General features: G+C 70.2%; 13 protein-coding genes. 6 read left to right on the forward strand and 7 right to left on the reverse strand.

The genetic code is table 11. The features are described 5' to 3' along the window. Positions 1-19 precede the first annotated feature (19 nt). From IPN47_11155 to IPN47_11170, 4 genes are all read right to left on the reverse strand, one after another. Positions 20-892 (reverse strand): alpha/beta hydrolase, encoded by an 873-nt coding sequence (locus IPN47_11155; GenBank protein ID MBK9408583.1) that lies wholly within the window; start codon positions 890-892, stop codon positions 20-22. A gap of 219 nt (positions 893-1,111) precedes the next feature. Further along, positions 1,112-3,268, reverse strand: a complete 2,157-nt coding sequence (locus tag IPN47_11160; protein MBK9408584.1) for a hypothetical protein — start codon at positions 3,266-3,268, stop codon at positions 1,112-1,114. A 356-nt stretch (positions 3,269-3,624) separates the two neighbouring features. Continuing rightward, positions 3,625-6,324: an ABC transporter permease gene (locus IPN47_11165; GenBank protein MBK9408585.1), complete on the reverse strand. Its 2,700-nt coding sequence runs from the start codon at positions 6,322-6,324 to the stop codon at positions 3,625-3,627. Positions 6,325-6,332: 8 nt separating this feature from the next. Continuing rightward, the gene (locus IPN47_11170) at positions 6,333-6,677 is read right to left on the reverse strand and encodes a PadR family transcriptional regulator (protein MBK9408586.1); all 345 of its coding nucleotides are present in this window, start codon (positions 6,675-6,677) and stop codon (positions 6,333-6,335) included. Between the two features lie 246 nt (positions 6,678-6,923). On the opposite strand from IPN47_11170, the gene IPN47_11175 reads away from it, so the two are divergent. From IPN47_11175 to IPN47_11190, 4 genes are all read left to right on the forward strand, one after another. Further along, entirely contained in the window at positions 6,924-9,152 is a 2,229-nt protein-coding gene (locus IPN47_11175; protein ID MBK9408587.1) for a glycoside hydrolase N-terminal domain-containing protein, read from the forward strand. A 66-nt stretch (positions 9,153-9,218) separates the two neighbouring features. Then, positions 9,219-9,950, forward strand: coding sequence for a helix-turn-helix domain-containing protein (locus IPN47_11180; GenBank protein MBK9408588.1), 732 nt, complete (start codon positions 9,219-9,221; stop codon positions 9,948-9,950). Positions 9,951-10,083: 133 nt separating this feature from the next. After that, positions 10,084-10,293 (forward strand): hypothetical protein, encoded by a 210-nt coding sequence (locus IPN47_11185; GenBank protein MBK9408589.1) that lies wholly within the window; start codon positions 10,084-10,086, stop codon positions 10,291-10,293. A 273-nt stretch (positions 10,294-10,566) separates the two neighbouring features. Then, positions 10,567-12,024 carry a hypothetical protein gene (locus IPN47_11190; protein ID MBK9408590.1) on the forward strand — a complete coding sequence of 486 codons (1,458 nt, stop codon included), beginning with the start codon at positions 10,567-10,569 and terminating at the stop codon, positions 12,022-12,024. Positions 12,025-12,114: 90 nt separating this feature from the next. Here IPN47_11190 and IPN47_11195 read toward each other — a convergent pair whose 3' ends face one another. Beyond that, on the reverse strand, positions 12,115-13,023 hold the full coding sequence (locus IPN47_11195) for a hypothetical protein (protein ID MBK9408591.1): 909 nt from the start codon (positions 13,021-13,023) through the stop codon (positions 12,115-12,117). Next, positions 13,020-14,825, reverse strand: a complete 1,806-nt coding sequence (locus tag IPN47_11200; protein MBK9408592.1) for a hypothetical protein — start codon at positions 14,823-14,825, stop codon at positions 13,020-13,022. Before IPN47_11200 ends, IPN47_11195 begins: the two co-directional genes overlap by 4 nt. A 256-nt stretch (positions 14,826-15,081) precedes the next feature. On the opposite strand from IPN47_11200, the gene IPN47_11205 reads away from it, so the two are divergent. Next, positions 15,082-15,906, forward strand: a complete 825-nt coding sequence (locus tag IPN47_11205) for a creatininase family protein (protein ID MBK9408593.1) — start codon at positions 15,082-15,084, stop codon at positions 15,904-15,906. Beyond that, the gene (locus IPN47_11210) at positions 15,903-16,721 is read left to right on the forward strand and encodes a creatininase family protein (protein ID MBK9408594.1); all 819 of its coding nucleotides are present in this window, start codon (positions 15,903-15,905) and stop codon (positions 16,719-16,721) included. The genes IPN47_11205 and IPN47_11210 overlap by 4 nt, the downstream gene beginning before the upstream one ends. A gap of 132 nt (positions 16,722-16,853) precedes the next feature. Here IPN47_11210 and IPN47_11215 read toward each other — a convergent pair whose 3' ends face one another. Continuing rightward, positions 16,854-18,755 (reverse strand): ankyrin repeat domain-containing protein, encoded by a 1,902-nt coding sequence (locus tag IPN47_11215; GenBank protein ID MBK9408595.1) that lies wholly within the window; start codon positions 18,753-18,755, stop codon positions 16,854-16,856. Positions 18,756-18,765 lie beyond the last annotated feature (10 nt).

The raw sequence follows: 18,765 nt of genomic DNA on the forward strand, positions 1-18,765 counted from the left end.
ACGCGTGCTCATGTCCACCTCATGCCGCGCCCTCGTGCTCCTCGGGCCAGTGGTCGTGCTCGTCGTGCCCGTGCTGCGGGTGCCCCGCCGCGTGCGACGCGTCGTGCAGCATGAAGGGAAGCGCATGTCGGATGCGCCGCCCCCACGACTCCTCGTTGTGCAGCCCCGCCTCGTCCTCCACCCACGACAACTTGTCGCCCATCGCGTAGCCCTTCTCCGTGAGGATATCGCGCATCTCCCGCGCATTCATGAGCGTCCCGTGCCCCTCGCGCGTTCCCACGTCGAGGTACAGGCGCCCCCCCACGTGCGGGGCCGAGCGAACATAGGGGAAGATGGCGCGCTCCGCGAACCAGAGCGCCGGCGACATGATCCCCGCAAAACCGAAGGCGTGCGGGTGGCGGAAGAAGGCGTACAGTGAGATCAGCCCCCCCATCGACGACCCGACGATCCCGGTCCCCTCTCGCCCCGCATAGGTGCGGTACTGGGCGTCGATCATCGGCTTCACCGTGCGCAGGATGAAGTCGACGTACGCATCGCCCCCGCCCCCGCCGGCTCGCGCATCCACGAAGGGCGAGTACTCGCGCAGCCGGTCGACCCCCATGTTGGGGATCGCGACCACGATCGCCCGCCGCCCCCGGTGCCCCGCGCGCGCCATCGCCTGGTCCACCCCCCATTCGCCGGCAAACGACGTCGCCGGATCGAAGAGGTTCTGCCCGTCATGCATGTAGATGACCGGATACGGATGCTCCGTCCGGCGATAGCTGCGGGGGAGGTAGACGCTGATGTCGCGCCGGTTGTTCAGCTCCGGGGAGTAGACATCAGGGATGACCTCCAGCGAACCGGGGGGAATCCGGCGGCGGGACGACCATTTGCGGAGGTACTGCGTGCTCACGAACATGCGGCGTGGTAAGGGCCCCCAGCGTCGGATCCGCGAGGGCGGATGACGCAAAGTGGGGGTGGAGGGGAGAGGGGGGAAGGGTGAAGCCTCCGCCAATCCTCCACCGTCCACCCCCACCCCGCTTCGCGCGCCCCCAATGCGCCGTCACGTCCCCTCATCGGCGATGCGGGCATCTGCGCCCCTCGCGCGAATCGCGCCCGCCAGCGCCTCGGATCAACGAATGCCGAGGACCACGCCTTCGAGGGGACCGATCGTCAGGCGCACGCGGGTCTCCCCCGCCCCGACGCGCCCCACTACCTCGCGCGTCGTGGTCCCCAGCTTCACGATCGCCGCCCCGGGGCGCACGCCATAGCGCCCGGTCTCGAAGCGAAGCTCGACCTCCCGCGGCTCGTCGGCGATGCTCGCCAACGCCAGCGCCACGCGCCCGTCCTTCGCGCGCCACGCCCCCGAGAGGACCAGCGGCGAACGCACCACCGCCTCGGTCGCCCCGCCGCGACGCGCCGCGTAGATCGAGACGCGTGACATGAGCACGTTGGCGCTGTCGACCCGCACCTCGGGGGCGCGCAGCATCACCCCGCTCTGGAAGTAGTCGCGCAGCCCGTAGCGCAGCCGCGCCAATCGCTCGAGGTAGTCGATCTCGGCGCGACGCGCCGTCAGCTGCTCGGGAAGGAAGTTGGCGATCGTCGGCTGCATTCCCCACACGAACATGCGCGCCTGCTCCAGCAGGTACTGCTGCCGGTACTTGGAGTCGAGCAGCGTCATCGCGTTGGCCGGGCGCGTCGCGACCGGCCACAGGTCGTCGTACGGCGGCCAGGTGAGCGAGCCGTAGGTCCCGTAGGTCACGGCATACGGATGGTACGCCGCCTGGAAGATCGGGAGCGGCTCCCACCCGCTCGCCGGATCGATGTAGCGCTCCTGACTCACCTGCAACGTGAGGAACGCGTCGAGGTCGGGGAGCCAACTCTCGCCACCGCCCTCACCGGCGTAGGCGCTCGCCGACTTCCCGGCGCGCCGGCGCAGGTCCTGCGCCAGTTCGCGGAAGCCGTCCATCCAGTAGTGGCCACCACCGACCGGGTGCCCGTGGTCGGCGCTCCAGCACGCCAGGCTCAGCACCGCCTGGTCCATGTAGATCCCGTCGAGCTTGTACTGCTGGATGACGGTGTCGGCGATGCCGGCGTATTTGTCGCGCCAGAACTTGGTCGAGACGTCCATCGGCGCGCACGGGAGCGGCTCGAAGACGTTGTACGTCTCCTGCCGAACCTTGCCGTCGCGCTCGCGCACCGCCCACCGCTCGGCGTTCTCGCGCTTCCAGCTCGGCGTGTCGGTGCACCAGAGACGCTGGTTCATGTAGACGATCGCGTGCAGCCCAGCCTCGTGGGCCGTGGCCACGGCGCGCGTGAAGCCCTCGGCCCCCTCGCGCGGCGGGAGGTAGTCGGGGAACGAGGTGTCGTACGGCCCGCCGTGCCACCAATGCCAGAAGACGCTCACCGGCAGCTTCGCGTCGGCTTGCAGCTGTGCGGCCGGCTCGAGCACCACGTTCGATCGCCCGCGGTTCCAGACCCAGATCCCCGTGTCGTGGATCCACGATGGCGACTTCCCGGTCGCCAGGCGGCTGGTGCGCGCCCAATACTGGCGCGTCCCCCACGCGCGGTAGCGTTCCACCGCGCTGAACCAATCGCCGCTGGTCACGCCGACGATGGCGGCGTAGCTCGGCGCATATCGCGCGTTCTGCCCGGGGTTGGAGAGGGCGTGCACCACCTCGTAGCCGGCCGAGCCGTCCCGCGCGCCCCAGAGGGCGAAGAGCTTGCGATAGGCAAGCGTGTCGTCAGCCGCAAGGTAGAGCCCCCCGCGCCCCGGTGACGTCAGCGACAGCACCTGCAGCGAGAGCTGCCCGGGATACGTCCACTCCAGCCGGCGTCCGGTCCCCTCGGGGCCCGCGAGGAGGCGTCGCGGTTCACGCGTTCGCTGTCCCATCCACTGCGGGACCGCCAGCTGCTCGGCGGTGCCTAACGGGGCTATTCCCGTGAGGCGCGGATATCGCAGCGTCTCCACCGCCAGCGTCCCGATCCCCTCCAGCGCGATGTGCCACGCGGTCGTCGTATCGCGCCGGGCGCGAATGGTGGCCACGACGCGCATCGGTGACGCGGCGCCCGGAAAGCGATCCCAGGTGAGCTGCAACGCGCCACTCGTCAGGCGGCGCCAGGCGAATCGGCCAGCCTCGGCCGCGTGGAGGCGCGCCGGCGTGCTGCCGGGCGAGAAGTCGATGCTCCAGAGGCCGACCGAGTCGGTCGGCGCGGTGGCGATCACCTGTCTGGCGCCATCGGCGAGCGATTCGAGGTGGCCGTCCGCCGCCGAAAGGCGAAGGCGCATGCCCGGCAGCTGCAGCTCGGGGGCGTTGGCCCGCGAGCTGCCCGCGACCGTCTGGGCGTGAGCGCTGCTGGCCAACAGTACGCAACCAGCGAGGACGATCGCGAGGGCCGCGCCCGCGAGGGCAGGACGCACGGGTCGGGAGCGCACGATGTGCATGGTGCGGGAGGAGATCGAGAGGAGCGCGTCGTGCAATGCGACCGAGCGCATCGCCGATGTGCTCCCTACGCATCACCGAGCCAAATCGTGGCGACGGGCGGGACGGGCCGGGCTCACGCGAAGCTGCGAAGCCGCGAGGAGGACCCCGACGGAGCTGGTCGCTCCTTTGCGATCTTCGCGGCTTCGCGTGAGCCGCCGCGTCAGTCCCCCCGGACCACCACCGCCGGCGCCACCCGCGACGCGCGCCACGCCGGGATGTACGACGACGCCATCGCCAGCGCGCTCACGAGCAGCAGCGCCCCACCATAGGCCAAGGCATCGGTGGGCGACACGCCCACCAGCACGCTCCCCATCAAACGCGTGAGCCCGAGTGCCAAGGCACCTCCCACGACGATCCCCACCGCCACCAGCGCCGCGCTCTGTCGCAGCACCTCGCGAATCATCATTCCCGAGCGCGCGCCCAGCGCCATCTTGATCCCGAATTCCTTCGACCGCTGGGCCACCGAGTACGAGAGCACACCGTACAGGCCAACGATGGTCTGCAGGAGGCCGAGCAGGCCGATCGCCGTGGCCAGCGTCGCCCCCATGTTCACGAAGAAGAGGGCGATCCCCTGGTCCAGGTGCGTGGCCATCGTGCGCACCCCGTACAACAGGATGTTCGGGTTGACCGACGCCACCGCGCTGCGCACCGAGGGCACTAGCGCCGACGGATCCTCGCCACGGCTCTTGACGATCAGGTACGTCTGCTGCGACGGCACCTGCCGTAGGGGGACGTACATCATCGCGCGCGGCGTCTCGCCGATGAGGACCATCTTCGCCGTGCCCACGACCCCGACAACTTCGACGATCGGACCATCCTGCTTGAAGCGAAGCTGACGACCGACGGGATCCTGCCCTGGCCAGAGCGCGTCGGCGAGCGTACGGTTCACGATCACCACCCGTGGCGAGGCCGAGTCGTCCTGGGCGGTGAAGTCGCGCCCCCCCTGCAGGCGCAGCTTGATCGCCCCAACGTAGCCCGGCGAGACCTGCACGATCGCCGCGCTGTAGAGCCCTTCCGGCGCCAGCGGCGTGCGCTCGTCCGTCACGACCGATTGGGTGCTGTAGTTGCCCGACAGCGGGATGTGCGTGCTCAGCGCCACCGCCTCCACTCCGGGCAGCACCGCGATCGCCTCGACCAACCGGTCTTGCGTCTGGCGGGATTGCACTTCGTCCAGGCGGTGAAGCTGCAGATCGGACTGCGCCAGCAGCAGGCGATCGCGCGAGAAGCCAAGGTCCATCTTGGCGGCGCTACGTGCCGAACGGATGAAGAGTCCGCCACACACGAGCAGCACGAAGGAGACGGCGACCTGCGTGACCACGAGCGCCGAGCGCAGCCGCGTGCGCGCACGCCCCGCGCTCCCCGTGCGCCCGCCGTCTCGCAGCACCTCGCTCACCGGCGAGCGCGCCCCCATCAGCGCCGGCGCCAGCCCCGAGATCACACCGGCGAGGAGCGAGATCAGCGCCGTGTAGCCAAACACCCGCCAGTCGAGTTCGAGACCAAAGGTGATGGGGAAATCGACCGCGATCTGCAGGGTATTGAGCCACCCGATGCAGAAGCGAGCCACGAAGAACGCCAGCGCCAGGCTCGCGACGCCCAGCAGGACACTCTCGGTGAGGAGGAGGCGCACGACACGACCCGGCGAGGCGCCTAACGCCGACCGGATGGCGATCTCGCCGCGACGCACGGTTGCGCGCACCAGCAGGAGGTTGGCCACGTTGGCACAGGCCACCAGCAATGCCAGCCCGACCATCCCGTAGAAGACACCGGCTACCCACGGTGTCAGCCGCGACACCGCGTACTCGGGGCGCGTCCGCAGTTCGCGTTCCATGATCAGACGCTGGTCGGCGAACTCCAGCGGGTACTTCTTGGTCAGCTCGTCGGAGAGGCGCGTGAGCGCGCCGCGTGCCTGCGCCAGCGAGACCCCCGGCTGCAGGTACGCGAGGATCCGGAACGATCCCCACCCCATCGACTCCATGTTCGCTCGCATCGCCGGATCGACCGAGACCGTGGTCTCGACCGGGATGATGGCGTCGGGCTCGATGAGCGGCTGCGTCCCGCGAAAGCCGCGCGGGAGCACGCCAATGATCGTGAACGGGAGCTCGTTCAGGTGCATCACCGTACCGATCACCGACGGGTCGCGATTGAAGGCGCGCTCCCAGTAGGAGTCGTTGAGCACGACGACCTGCGCGCGCGTGGCGGCATCCTGCGGCGTGTAGAGGCGGCCGAGGGCGGGGCGCACACCGAGTGCGGTGAAGTAGTTGTCGCTCCCCGCGAGAATGAAGGAGCGTACCGATTCATCGCCGGTGCGAACCGCCATCTCCCACCCCATCCAGGCCACGGCGTCCTCGAAGACGCCGGAGAGCTGCTTCACCTCGCGATACATGGGATAGGAGACGCTCCCCACCATGTCGCTGGTCCGTTCGCCGGCAGCGACCACGGTGAGGCGATCAGCGTCACGCACCGCCAGCGGTTTGAGCAGGAAGGCGTTGACCGCCGAGAAGATCGAAGCGTTGGCGCCGATCGAGAGGCCGAGGGTGATGATGACCGAGAGGGAGAACAGTGGCTGCCTGACGAGGGTGCGGGCCACGAAGGCGGCGTCGCTCCACAGCGTCTGCCACCCGGCACGGCGCGTGTCGGCGCGCGACTGCTCGCGCTCCATCCGTTGCATCTGCGCCTGCACGCGCGCCCGGTCGCCGAAACGGCGGCGCGCTTCGTCCTTCGCGCTCGCGGGGTCCATCCCGAGCGCCACGAGTTCGCGCTCGCGCATCTCAAGGTGGAAGGCGATCTCGTCCTCGACGTCGGCCTCGGGGCGCGCCCCGAAGAAGCGGAGGTAACGGCGGTGCCGGTCGGGATTCATCATGGCGCTCGCTAGGCCGGGGTCAACTTGAGGTCGAGGGCGCGGAAGACCACGCTGGCGAACCGGACGAAGTCGTCGACTTCGGTGTCGAGCTGGGTACGCCCTTGCGGGGTGAGCGCGTAGAAGCGCGCCCGCCGGTTGTTCTCCGAGAGCCCCCACTCCGAGGAGATCCACCCCCGCTTTTGCAGCCGGTAAAGCGCCGGATAGAGCGACCCTTCCTCGATCTTGATCTGGTCGCCGGTGGCGCGCTCGATCCACTTGAGCACGCCATATCCATGCGTGGGCTCGACTTTCAGGGCCCGGAGGATCAGGAGGTCGAGGGTCCCGCGGAGGAGTTCGAGCGTTTCGGTCTGCACAGTGTCGTTCCCTAGGATTTCTAGGAAGAGTACAATCGCTCTCCTAGATACGCGAGGGGAGACCGCGAGGTTTCGGCGATTCCCGAATCCCGCCCTCCGTTTCGCGCTGGGTTCGCGCTCCTGGCGCGCTCGATCGGCCGACGGGCCGCGCTGGCGCCCGGCCGGCAATCGGCGTATGTGAGGGGCCGGTGTGCGCACGGCGTCCCGGCGCACGTTGATTCGTCCAGCCCCCCGCGCGACGTGACGATGCGACTCGCTCTGCTCTCGACCTGGCTCCTGGCGATCGCCTCGCCGTGCGCGCTCCGGGCTCAACTCCCCCCGCCGGCGTCCGACCTCCGGCTCGCCGCCCCGATCACCACGTGGGACGAGGCGATCCCGCTCGGCAACGGCATGCTCGGCGGGCTCCTCTGGGGCGAGGGGCGCCGCCTCGTGCTGTCGCTCGACCGCGGGGACCTCTGGGACCAACGCGCGGCGGCGCCGTTCGGGACGCCGGGCTACCGCTATGCGGACATCGTCCGCCTGGTACGCGAAGGGAAGGAGGATTCGCTCCACCATCGATTCGACGAGCCGTACGACAACATCCCCTTCCCCACCAAGATCCCTGCCGGGCGCCTGACCATCACGCTCGACGCGGCGCAGCAGCCCTCAAGATTCACGTTGCACCTGGCCGAGGCCGAAGCGGCGGTCGCCCTGACGCGCGGGAGCGGGCGTGCGTTCTTCAGCGCGGTGCAGCGCGTGGCCTTCGTCCGCCTGCCGGCGCCGGCGACCGTCACCATCACGCGCCCCGTTTCGCTCGACAAGCTGGGATACGGCCCGGCGCGCTCGTGGCGCGAGGGGACGCTCCAGTTCATGGAGCAGGTCGCGGCGCAGGGGCTCCGCTACGTGGTGGCCGTGGGGGAGCGCCGGGTGGGTGACCAGTTGCTGCTGGCGACGACCGTCACCAGCACGACCGATGGCGCCGACCCGGCCGGCGTTGCGCGAGGCCGACTCACGCGTGCGCTGGCCACCGGCTACGACGCCGCCTTTCGCCCGCACGCGGCGTGGTGGCGCCACTTCTGGCAGCGCTCGCGCCTCACCGTCCCCGATACCGCGCTGCAGCAGCATCTCGACCTCGTGAAGTACTTCTACGGCGCCGCCGCGGTCCGTGGGGCGCCGCCCATGCCGCTGCAGGGGATCTGGACCGCCGACAGCGACGCGCTCCCGCCGTGGAAGGGCGACTTCCACAACGACCTCAACACGCAGATGACGTACCTCGCTGCCCACGCCGCGGGGCTCGACGAGTCGATGCTGGGCTGGCTCGACTTCAACTGGTCGCGGCGCGACGCCTATCGCGCCTTTGCGCGCGACTTCTACGGCGTCGCGGGGCTCGCCGTCCCCGGGGTGATGACGCTGGGCGGCGCACCGTTAGGCGGGTGGGCGCAGTACTCGCTCTCGCCCACGATGGGCGCCTGGGTCGCGCAGTCGTTCTATCTCCATTGGCGCTACACCAACGACGCGCGCTTCCTGCGGGAGCGGGCATATCCGTTCACCGCCGGAATCGGCGAGGCGATCCAGGGGCTGCTGGTGCGCAGCGCCGACGGGCGCCTGCGCCTGCCACTCTCGTCGTCGCCGGAGATCTTCGACAACTCCATGAAGGCGTGGCTCGCCACGCCCTCCAACTTCGACGTGGCGCTCCTGCGCTGGCTCTTTGGTGCCCTCGGCGAGATGGCCGACGCGCGCGGGGAGCGGCGGGCGGCCGCAGCTTGGCGCGCGACGCTCGGCGCGCTCGACCCGCTCACCACCGACGCGTCGGGGGCACTTGGCTTCGCGTCGGGGCTCCCGTACGACGAGTCGCACCGGCACTTCTCGCATGCGATGGCGCTCCATCCGCTGGCGCTCCTCGCCGTCGACGCGCCGAGCGATTCGGCGACTGTGCGCGCCACGCTCGACGGCATCACCGCACACGGCACCTCGTGGTGGACGGGGTACTCGTTTTCCTGGTTCAGCGCGATGCTGGCGCGTGGCGGGCGCGCGGAGGAGGCGTTGCGACAGCTCGAGACGTATCGCCGTGCCTTCATCCTGCGGAACGGCTTTCACGCCAACGGCGACCAGACGAAGAGCGGGCTGTCGCGCTACACGTATCGCCCGTTCACGCTGGAGGGGAACTTCCTCGCCCTCCACGCCGCGCAGGAGATGGTGCTGCAGAGCTGGGGAGGCGTGGTGCGCGTCTTTCCCGCGGTGAGCGACCGATGGCGCGACGTGTCGTTCACGCGATTGCGAGCCGAGGGGGGCTTCGAGGTGAGTGCGTCGCGGTCGGGCGGTCGGACGATGCGCGTGGAGGTACACGCTCCGCGCGGCGGGGAGCTGCGACTGCGCGACCCGTTCGACGGGGGGCGCGGGCGCTGGAGCGGGGGGACGATCGTGCGTGCGGGGGATGAGTTGCGAGTGCGACTCGCTCCCGGCGGGCGGCTCGTCGGCGATCGCGGTCCCAGTTGAGGCGGGTTGGAGACCGAGGCCTAACGGGTCCTTTACTTTGCCATACCTCATTCGCTATGTAGGGGGATGCTGAGCCATCACCTCATTCGCGAGGCGCGGCGCCGGGCCCGACTGACGCAGTCGGAGTTGGCGATGCGTGCCGGGACGACGCAGTCGGCGGTCGCGCGCTGGGAGGCGGGGCGGTCGCTCCCGTCGTTGGAGAAGCTGCAGGAGCTGGTCGAGTGCTGCGGCCTGGAGCTCGGCGTTTCGCTGGGCGAGCGGAGAGACGCCGAGGAGCGGCTCCTGGACCAGCTGCGCGCGTTGACGCCGGAGCAGCGACTGCAGCGACTGTTGGCAGCGATTCCGTTTGCCGGAGGGGAGGTCGCCGCCGATGCGACGGGGGCGGCGGACGAGGACGAGCGCTTCGAGCCCGTCGCGCTGCTGGCCACACTGCGGCGCCACGAGGTGCGGTATGTGCTGATCGGGGGCTGGCGGCCACGCTGTACGGATCGCCGATCCTCACCGGCGACGTGGATATCGCGCCGGAGGGTGGCGAGGCGAACCTGGAGCGACTGGCGGTGGCGCTGCGCGAACTCGGGGCGATGGTGCGCGGTGGTGGTGACCCGCGCGCGTGGACCCCCGACTTGTCGGCCAACGGGTTGGCGCGCGGGTTGGTGCACCGGTTGGAGACGCGCTTCGGGCCGCTCGACCTGCTATTCGAACCAACGGGGACGGCCGGCTACGACGACCTCCGCCAGCAGGGGGCACTCATGCAACTCGAGGGGGGCGCGGTCGTGGTGGCATCGCTGGCCGACGTGATCCGGTCGAAGGAGGCGGCGGGGCGGAGCGAGGACCGGGTGAGCGTCCCGTTGCTCCGTCGGCTGCAACGCCGCCCGGGTGCTGGGGCGCAGGACCGCGCTGGCGCCACGACCGACACCGCGACGGAGGCGGCATGACGCCCCCCGCTGGCGCGCGGGTGGGATTGGCGATCGGTGCGGTCATGGTCGCGCTCGGTGTCTACATCGCCGGGCGCATCGTGCTCGCCGGACTGCCGCCGCTCACCGGCACGGCATGGTTGGATCTCGCCTTTGGCGTCTTCTTCGTGGCCCGCGGGGCGCTGGCGTACGGGCGCTGGAAACGCGCGGAGGGCTCCGCCGGCTGACGCCGGGGGCGCGCTTCCGGGGGCACGCGCCTGGCGCGGGGTCCACGCGGACGGTCGCCGGATGAACGTGAGGCGCCCCACCCGCGAAAGATGCGAAGTCGCTCGGTGTATTGCGGCGTTGCACCTGCAACGCCTTGGCGCACACGGAACCCTGACTGTCGACACGTTTCTCCCAGCGTACGTTAGGCATGGTGGCGGCACACGGCATGCGTTGCATGCCGACGCGGCAAGGCGCCGCGCGTCTTCACCACGACCTAACCCGGAGAAACTCCCATGCGCCGCCTGCCTGTCCGGGCGCTGGCGACTTGCGGACTCACGCTGCTTGCGGCGTGCGCCGCCGATCCGTCGGCTCCCCCTTCGCCGCTCGACCGGAGTGACGCCGTCGTGCCGTTTGCCGACCTCGCCACGCCCATCCCCGTCACGACGCGCGGCTCGGTCACTCGCACCGTCGGCAACTGGCAGGTGACCATCACCGACCTCGGCCTGTGGTCGGGCGGGACGTATTCCAGCGCGTACGACGTCAACAACCTCGGCGAGGTCGTCGGAATCGCGAGCGATCCCTCTGGGATGAACCGGCGCGTGGTCTGGAAGAACGGGGTGATCGTCGACACGCTCCCGCAGCCGGGTTCCGCGGTCACCAAGGCGTGGCAAATGAACCAAAACCGGCAGTTCGTCGGCTTCGCCAACCAGGGGAGTGGAGGGATCGGCTACGGTGTCTTCTGGAGCCAGGGGACGGCATTCAAGATCCAGGCGTTCCCCGGCACGGCGGCGTCAGGGGCCGCGGCCAACGGCATCAACGCCCTGGGCGAGGTGGCGGGTGGTGGCACCGGCGGCGGCACGACGGAGCCGCTCTACCGGCACGCCGGCATCTGGCGCAACGGCCTGCTCTATCGCGACATCGGCACCATGGCCGGGGGTTCGTTCGCGATGGCTTACGACATCAACGACGTCGGGCAGGTCACCGGGACGGGCACCTTGGGGGCGACCGGTGCACGCGAGTACGCCTGGCGCTGGGAGAACGGGACGTACACCATCCTCCCCGACCTGCCGGGATCGTTCCTGCAGTCGGTGGGGCGCTCGATCAACGCGCGCGGCGACGTCGCCGGCCAGAGCAATGGCGGCATGCCTGTGGTCTGGAAGAACGGCGCGGTGCAGGCGCTCCCGATGCCGGTGCGCCTGGCCAACACGATCTACGAGATCAACGACACCGGCGACGTGGTCGGGACGGTGGGAAGCACCGGGGTGCTCTGGCGCAACGGCGAGTACATCCCATTGGCCCCATGGCCTAACGCGGCGGTGAACAACTCGGTCGCCCGAGGGATCAACAACAACGGTGCCGTCGTCGGCGAGTCGTACTTCGAGGCTGGGCAGGGGGTGCATGCGGTCATGTGGACGGTCACCCCGGTCGGCGGTGGCGGCGGTGGCGGCGGAACGGTCAACACCGCCCCCAAAGTCACGCTCGCGGCCACCACCTCCACGTCGATCCGCCGAGGGCAGAGTGTGACGATGCGCGGCGTGGTGACCGATCCCGACGTCGGCGACGGCCCGTGGCCGTGGACCATCTCGTGGGGGAGCGGCAACGGACAGTCGACCGGGAGCCTCGCAGCTCCGGGGACGGTGACCGCAACCAAGACCTTTACGCGCACCGGGACCTTCTCGGTGAGGATGACCGTGACCGACGCGCGCGGCGCCGTGGCGTCGTCGGGCACGATCTCGGTGCGGGTTCGTTAGGCCTTCCGCAACCGATGGTCCGGGACGACATAGGGCGGGGCATGCGAAAGGCAGGCCCCGCCCTTGCCGTCCCACGACGACGTGACTCGGCTACTCGGCGATGTAGCGCCAGGGGCGCGTGACGCCGTCGCGACGCCAGATGGTGAAGTAGGGGAGGCGAAGTGGCGGCGCCGGCGTCGCGGCCGGTGCACGCGGCTCGATGAGGATGATGCCGATCGTCACGCCCACGTCACCGCTCGATGCGACGCGCGTCTCGTCAGGCGCCCAGGTGATGCGCGAGTCAGCGTCGGTGGTTGCCTGGACGGCCGCGCCGATCGAGTCGGCGCCGAAGGTGAACGGCGCGCCGTTGCCGACGTTGGCCGCCGTCGGGTCACCGTACTTCGCGAAGGCAGCCCCGATGGTCGGCCCGCCACTCGCTTCACGCGAGAAGGCGCGCTCGGCCTCCGCCAGTTCCTCGACGAGGCGCGTGTGCGAGGGTGCATCACGCACCGGCGCCACGAGGCGAGGCGGAAGCGCGGCCGGGCGCTCGTCCAGCGACACGTCGCCCGCGGGGCGTCCGACGCGGCGATACACCGAGATGCGCCACGCACCCTCCTCGCGCTCCCAGTACGCGACGTACTTCCCGGGCACGACGCTCCCGTCGGGGCGCGTGAGCGTCGTGTAGCCGTACGTGAAGCCGTGCATCGCATCGGCCGAGACACCGGCACGAATCGGCGTCCAGGTGAGACGCGACCGCGCGGCCAGCGTATCGCGCCGCAGGAGTGCCACGGCCGCGTCGCGCCCGCGGGCAAACCCACTGTTGGCGCGATCCGGGAGCACGATGTCGCGCGCGAAGGTGCGCGCGAGCGAGGTCACCAGATCGCCCTTCGCGCCCTCGGCGGCGAAGGCCCGATCGGCCGCGATGAGTTCGCGGGCCGCGTCGGCCGGGGTGCGTTGCGACAGGCTCCCCGCGAGGAGCACGAGCGGAAGGGAGACGGACAGGCGACGTACGGGGATCACGGTTCGTTCGGTTTGGGGTCGAGATGAAAGAGGGCGTCGTACTTCCCGGTGGCGACCAGACGATCGAGTTGGTCGGCGAGGGTCTTCATGAGCGCCGAGTCGACGGAGCCATAGTCCATCCCGATGGAGATGAAGCCGCCCCCATCCACGACGGCAGCCTTCACCAGCTTGCCATCGATGCGCACGACCTGATGGTACCCGTTCAACTCGTCAGGCATACGCTCGGCGCCCAGCTCACGCACCATCGCGTCGACGATGGCGTTGCGCAGCTCGGTGGCGCCGGGGCGCAGGTAGTAGCTCGAGATGACACCCTTGGCGTCGGTCTCGCGGTCTCCGCGGTAGGGCAACGGCGTGAAGCCGGGGCGCTCCGTCAGTCGCAATGGTGCGCCGTCGCGCGATCGCCACTCGAAGTGATACGCCACCCACGCGGGGTCGATCTGCTGGTACTCGTTGTACCGCATGCGAGCGCGATCGATGGGGACGGTGTAGCTCCGCTGTGCCCTCCAGTCGGTCACGACGAGCACGGGACGCTCCTCCGACCCATCGTGGGTGAACCAGACGTAGTGCGACTCGTCAGGCGACAGGCCGACCGGCGGGAGGCCGTTGATGGGATACGGCTCCGTCGGTGCCTCGACCGCGGTGAAGGTCAGCGTGCGCGTATCGAGGATCCCGTGCTCGAGGCGATAGAGCCCAACGTTCGCGAACGTCGTGCGATCGAACCAGCCCGGAGGGACGACGCGATCGTACACGCCGTGCCACGCGACCGAATCGGCGGTCAGCAGTTCGCCGCGAATGGATCCCGTGCACTGGCCGATGGGCGTGAGCGTGGCGCGCCCCCCCTCGTCGCGCACCAGGAGGCACGTTCCTCCCTCCTGTGGTCCGCCGGGGCGCACCAGCAAGGCTGGTGATGCGCCGGGGAGGAGGGCGACGGCGCCGACCGTATCGAGGCCGGCGATCGGCGCGCCCTTGTACGTCACGTGAAAGCGCGAGGTGGCCGCCTTGCGCGTGGTTCCCGAGACGTTGAAGAGCGACAGGATGCCGGTCGCGACCTCGAACGCGCCGGCCGTCTCCCGCCGCATGGCCTCCCCGGCCTTCACGACGCGGAAGCGATAGGTGAACTGGTCGGGGAGCGACGGTGCCCCGGGGCGCGGATGCGGAAGCCAGTCGCTCCACTCCTGCTCGTTAGGCCCCGGGTGGTCGGGCAGGGGGACCAGGAAGCCGGCAAGCGAGGAATCGCCGATTCCGATGTCGAGCAGGCGCGATCCGCGCGCGGTCCAGACATCCGCAACGCCGGGGACGACCCATCGTCCCTCGACGAGATGCGCGTCGTCGGTGAAGAGGATCCCATCGCCCCACTTCCTGATCACGCGCGCCGAGGTGCCGCTGCCGAGTCGTGCGTAGCCCGTGCCGGCAAAGTCGGCGGGGGCGCGCATCGCGGTCGCCGGCCATCGCAGCTCGAAGGCGAGATAGAGCCCTGCACCGTCGATCGTGGGTTCGACATCGGCCAGTGCGCGACTCACGCCACCAACGCCACCCGCGATCACCACCACGATCCCGAGCGACACGCCCAGCACCTTCGCGAAGCCGGGGGCCGCAGCGCCCATCACACGAGCCGTAACCAGGCCGATGACGCAACCACCGATGAAGCCGAGCAGCGCCATGCCAACCACGAAGTAGCCGGAGCCGCCCTCGAACGACGAGATGCGGTACCAGCTGACGGCGAGATTGGCGACGAATCCACTGAGCAGCATCCCCACGAGCCCAGTGAGGATGGCGACGACGAAGGAGAGCAACCAGGACATGACGAGGGGGCGAGGTCGGCACCCGGAGGTGCGACAGGGGAGGACGTGTGTACGCGGCTCACTGCACGACGAGTCGACGTCGCGTGGGCGGTGCGGAGCGACGGTGCAACGGCGACGGTTCGACGGCGACGATCGGTGAGATGGCCTGTACGGACAGAACGGTGCGACGTTTCGAGGTGACCGTCCAGCCGTGCTAGCCGCCTGGCGAGCGGCGGCGCATGTTCCCGGACCCCGTCCCCTCCCGGAGATCCGGCAGATGCAGAGACTCACCTTCGCGTTCGCGTTCCTCACCCTCGCCGGCGCCCCGGTGCAGCCGGCGCAGGGGCAGCGTCCCCCCGACACGGTCTTCCTCGAAGAGCTCACGTGGACCGAGGTGCGCGATCTTCAGCGCGCCGGCAAGACGACGATCCTGATCGGGACGGCGGGGCAGGAGCAGAAGGGGCCGCACATGGTGACCGGGGAGCATCACTTCGTCCTCGAGCACACGTCGGAAGACATTGCCCGCGCGCTGGGCAACACCCTGGTGGCACCGATCATCACCTATGTCCCGGAGGGGAGCTGGGAGGCGCCGCTGCGCGGCCACATGGCCAAGGCGGGGTCGATCACCCTCCCAGAGGATCGTTTCGTCGAGCTGCTCGTGCACGCGGGGCAGAGCCTGCGGGCCGGTGGCTTCACGACGGTCATCTACATCGGCGATTCCGGCGGCAACCAGTCGGGGATGAAGGCGGCGGTGGAGCGGCTCAACGCCGCGTGGCAGGGGACGGCGGCGCGCGCCCTGTTCGTGGGCGACTACTACACCAAGTCGGTGGCGGACATCCGCGCCTACCTCACGGGGCTCGGCTTTCCTCCCGAGGTGTCGGGGAGCCATGCGGGGATGATCGACACGTCGGAGCTCATGTACGTGCATGCGCCCTTCGTGCGGCGCGACAAGCTTGCACCTGGCGGTGGCTTCCCGGACAGCGGCGTGAGCGGCGACCCCACCAAGGCGACTCCAGAGCTGGGGAAGAAGCTGGCGCAGATCAAGGTCGACAACGCGCTCGCGCAGATCCGTGCCCTGCTGTCCGCCGGGGGGAGCCGATGATGCGCGTACGCACGTGGATCACCGCCGGGGCGCTCCTGCTGTCGGCCGCCCCGTTAGGCGCGCAGGGACGCCGCCCGCTGGTGCAGGGCCCGCCCTTCCTCGAGGCGATGACGTGGACCGAGATCCGCGACGCGATCGCCGGGGGGAAGAAGGCGGTGATCATCCCCACCGGGGGGACGGAACAGAACGGCCCGCACATGGTCCTGGGGAAGCACAACTACATCGTCACCTTTGCTGCCGGGCAGCTCGCCCAGCGGCTGGGCAACGCGCTGGTGGCGCCGACGGTGCAGTACGTCCCCGAGGGTGACTGGGCCCGGCCGGGGTTTGGCGACAAGCCGGGGGTCATCTCGCTGCCATCGCCCGCCTATGAGCGGCTGCTCGATGCGGCGGTGCGCTCGCTCAAGGTGCACGGCTTCACCGACATCCTCCTCATCGGCGACTCGGGGGGGAACCAGCAGGGATTGGTCGCGGTGGCCGATGCGCTGAACGCGGAGTGGGCGGGGAGCGGTGTGCGCGTCTTCGCCCTCGTGGACTACTACCAGAAGGGGCGCGTGCAGCTCCGGGACTACCTGCTCAAGACGTACGGCTGGGACGCGCAGACGGTGGGGACGCACGCCGGCACGACCGACACGTCACAGCTCCTCTACGTCCACCCCGAGGGGATCCGCACCGACCGCCTTGCGCCTGGCGGTGGCGGCCCCGACTCCGGGGTGAACGGCGACCCGACCAAGGCCTCGGCGGCGATCGGGAAGGTCGCGATCGACCTCAAGGTCGAGGCGGCGGTGGCGCAGTACCGGGCGCTCTCGGGGAAGTAGGGGGGCGCACTCGGCGCCAGCGTTGCCGTGGCCAGTTCTTCGTGGCTTCGTGGCTTCGCGTGAGAAAGGCAACTGCGATGTCACGCGAAGCCGCGAAGCCGCGAAGAACGGCCGGCGCGACTTTCTGGTGTCTCAGCAGGACACGCACTTGTGGTTGTTCTTCGAGCCGAGGCTCTCCAGCAGCTTCACGGTGTCCAGATAGGGGGAGATGCGCTGCACGGGGCCGTTGGCCATGTCGGCCGTGGTCTGCCCGGTGCGCGCCACCGCGGTGACGTCGGCGCCCTTGGAGACGAGGTACTTGATCATCTCGTTGTCGCCGCGGGCCGCCGCGTGGTGCAGCGGGGTGTAGCCGCTGAAGTCGCGGGCGTTGACGTCGGCACCGAGTTCCTCGATGAGGAACTTGACCGAGGGGAGCCATCCGTCGGGCACATGGCGGTGGTCGTTGGCGGCGAAACCCTGCCCATAGCCCACGCCGGACGCCGCGTGAATGGCGAGTACGCCAGGCCCCCCATCGGGGACAGGCGGGAGTCCTGACGGATCCTCACGCGGCGCGCCGCCCCCCCCGCGACGCGCGCGGGCGACGGGCTTGATGGTCCCGATCTTGGGGTCGGCGCCAGCCGCCAGCAGCAACTTCATGGCCGCGACGTCGGTGGCGTAGGCCGCGCGGAAGAAGGGCGTGGCACCGGTGAAGTCGACGCGCAGGTTGTCGCGGTTGTACGTCGTGTACCAGAGCGAGCGCTTGAGGCGTGCGTTGGGGTCGGCCTTGGCCTTGAGCAGCGCGGCCATCACCTCGAGGTAGGTCGCCTTCTGTTGCAGCTGATAAGCCGGCTGCGGCGTGCGCGTCGAGGGGGCCCATTCCTTGTTGAGGATCCCGTACAACGGGGCGGCCCCGGCGTCGCTGGCGAGATTGGGATCGGCCCCGCGCGCGAGGAGCGCCATGGCGGCGTCGTACTGTCCGTTGATGGCGGCCATGAGGAGCGGCGAGGTGTGGTCGCCCGCGCTCACCAGGTTGACGCTGGCCCCGCCATCCAGCAGGGCCGCGATCACCTCGGCATGCCCTTCCCTCACCGCCAGCAGCAACGCCGAGTGCCCGCCCTGCGGGCCGAGGAGTTCGGTGTAGCCCGGCGAGTCGTCGTCGAGTCCCGGCCCGCCCTGCGCCGCCAGTCGCGCCTCTTCGGCGGCCGACGCCGCGGCCGCACTGGCGAGGGCCGTGGCCGTCGCCGATTCGCGCTCGGTCGCCCGTGCCGCCTGCACGGCAGCCTGCACCTGACGGGCGTCGGGCTGCCAGTTGGGGTCTTTCGCCTTGCCCTGCGCCTCGCGCAGCTGCGCGAGCACGGCATTGCGCGTGTTCTTGGCCTGCCGGTCCTGGGCCGAGCTGGCCATCGGGTCGATGGTGCGGGCCCGGAGGTCGGGCGTGGCCCCGCGCGCGAGCAGGGCGCGCACGGCCGGCGCGCGCCCACGGGCGCTGGCCACCATCAGCGGCGTCTGCCCCCACAACGGCTCGGACGCGTTGACGTCGGCGCCGGCCGCGACGAGCGCATGCACCACCGCCGCGTCGCCGCCCATCGCCGCCAGATGCAACGCCGACACCCCGTCCGTGGTGACCGCCCGGGCATCGGCGCCCGACGCGAGCAGCGCCTTCACGATCGGTGCGCTACCGCCCTGGCTGGCCACGTGCAGCGGCGTGTACGCCCCGATGCGCGTCGTGGCCTTCACGTTCGCCTTGGCGCGCAGCAGGAGGGTGGCCAGCGCCACGTCGCCGCGGCTCGCCGCCCAGTGCAGCGCGGTCATCCCGTCGCCCTGCGCCCCGTTCACGTCACTCCCCTTGGCCAACAACGCCCGCACCGCCGCCGCATCGCCACGCATGGCGGCATCCGCGACCGGGGCGACGGGAGCGGCGGGCGTCGACGCAATGCGCGCCGACACCGGGAGGTGCAACGACAGGCGGGGGAAGGCGCCAGCGCTCGACGCCGGAAGCGCCAGCGCCAGCACCCCCACGATACGCAGCGACTGCGCGGTTCGATCTCGTCTCATCGTTCTCGTC

This window comes from Gemmatimonadota bacterium, assembly GCA_016719105.1.
GTDB lineage: Bacteria > Gemmatimonadota > Gemmatimonadetes > Gemmatimonadales > Gemmatimonadaceae > SCN-70-22.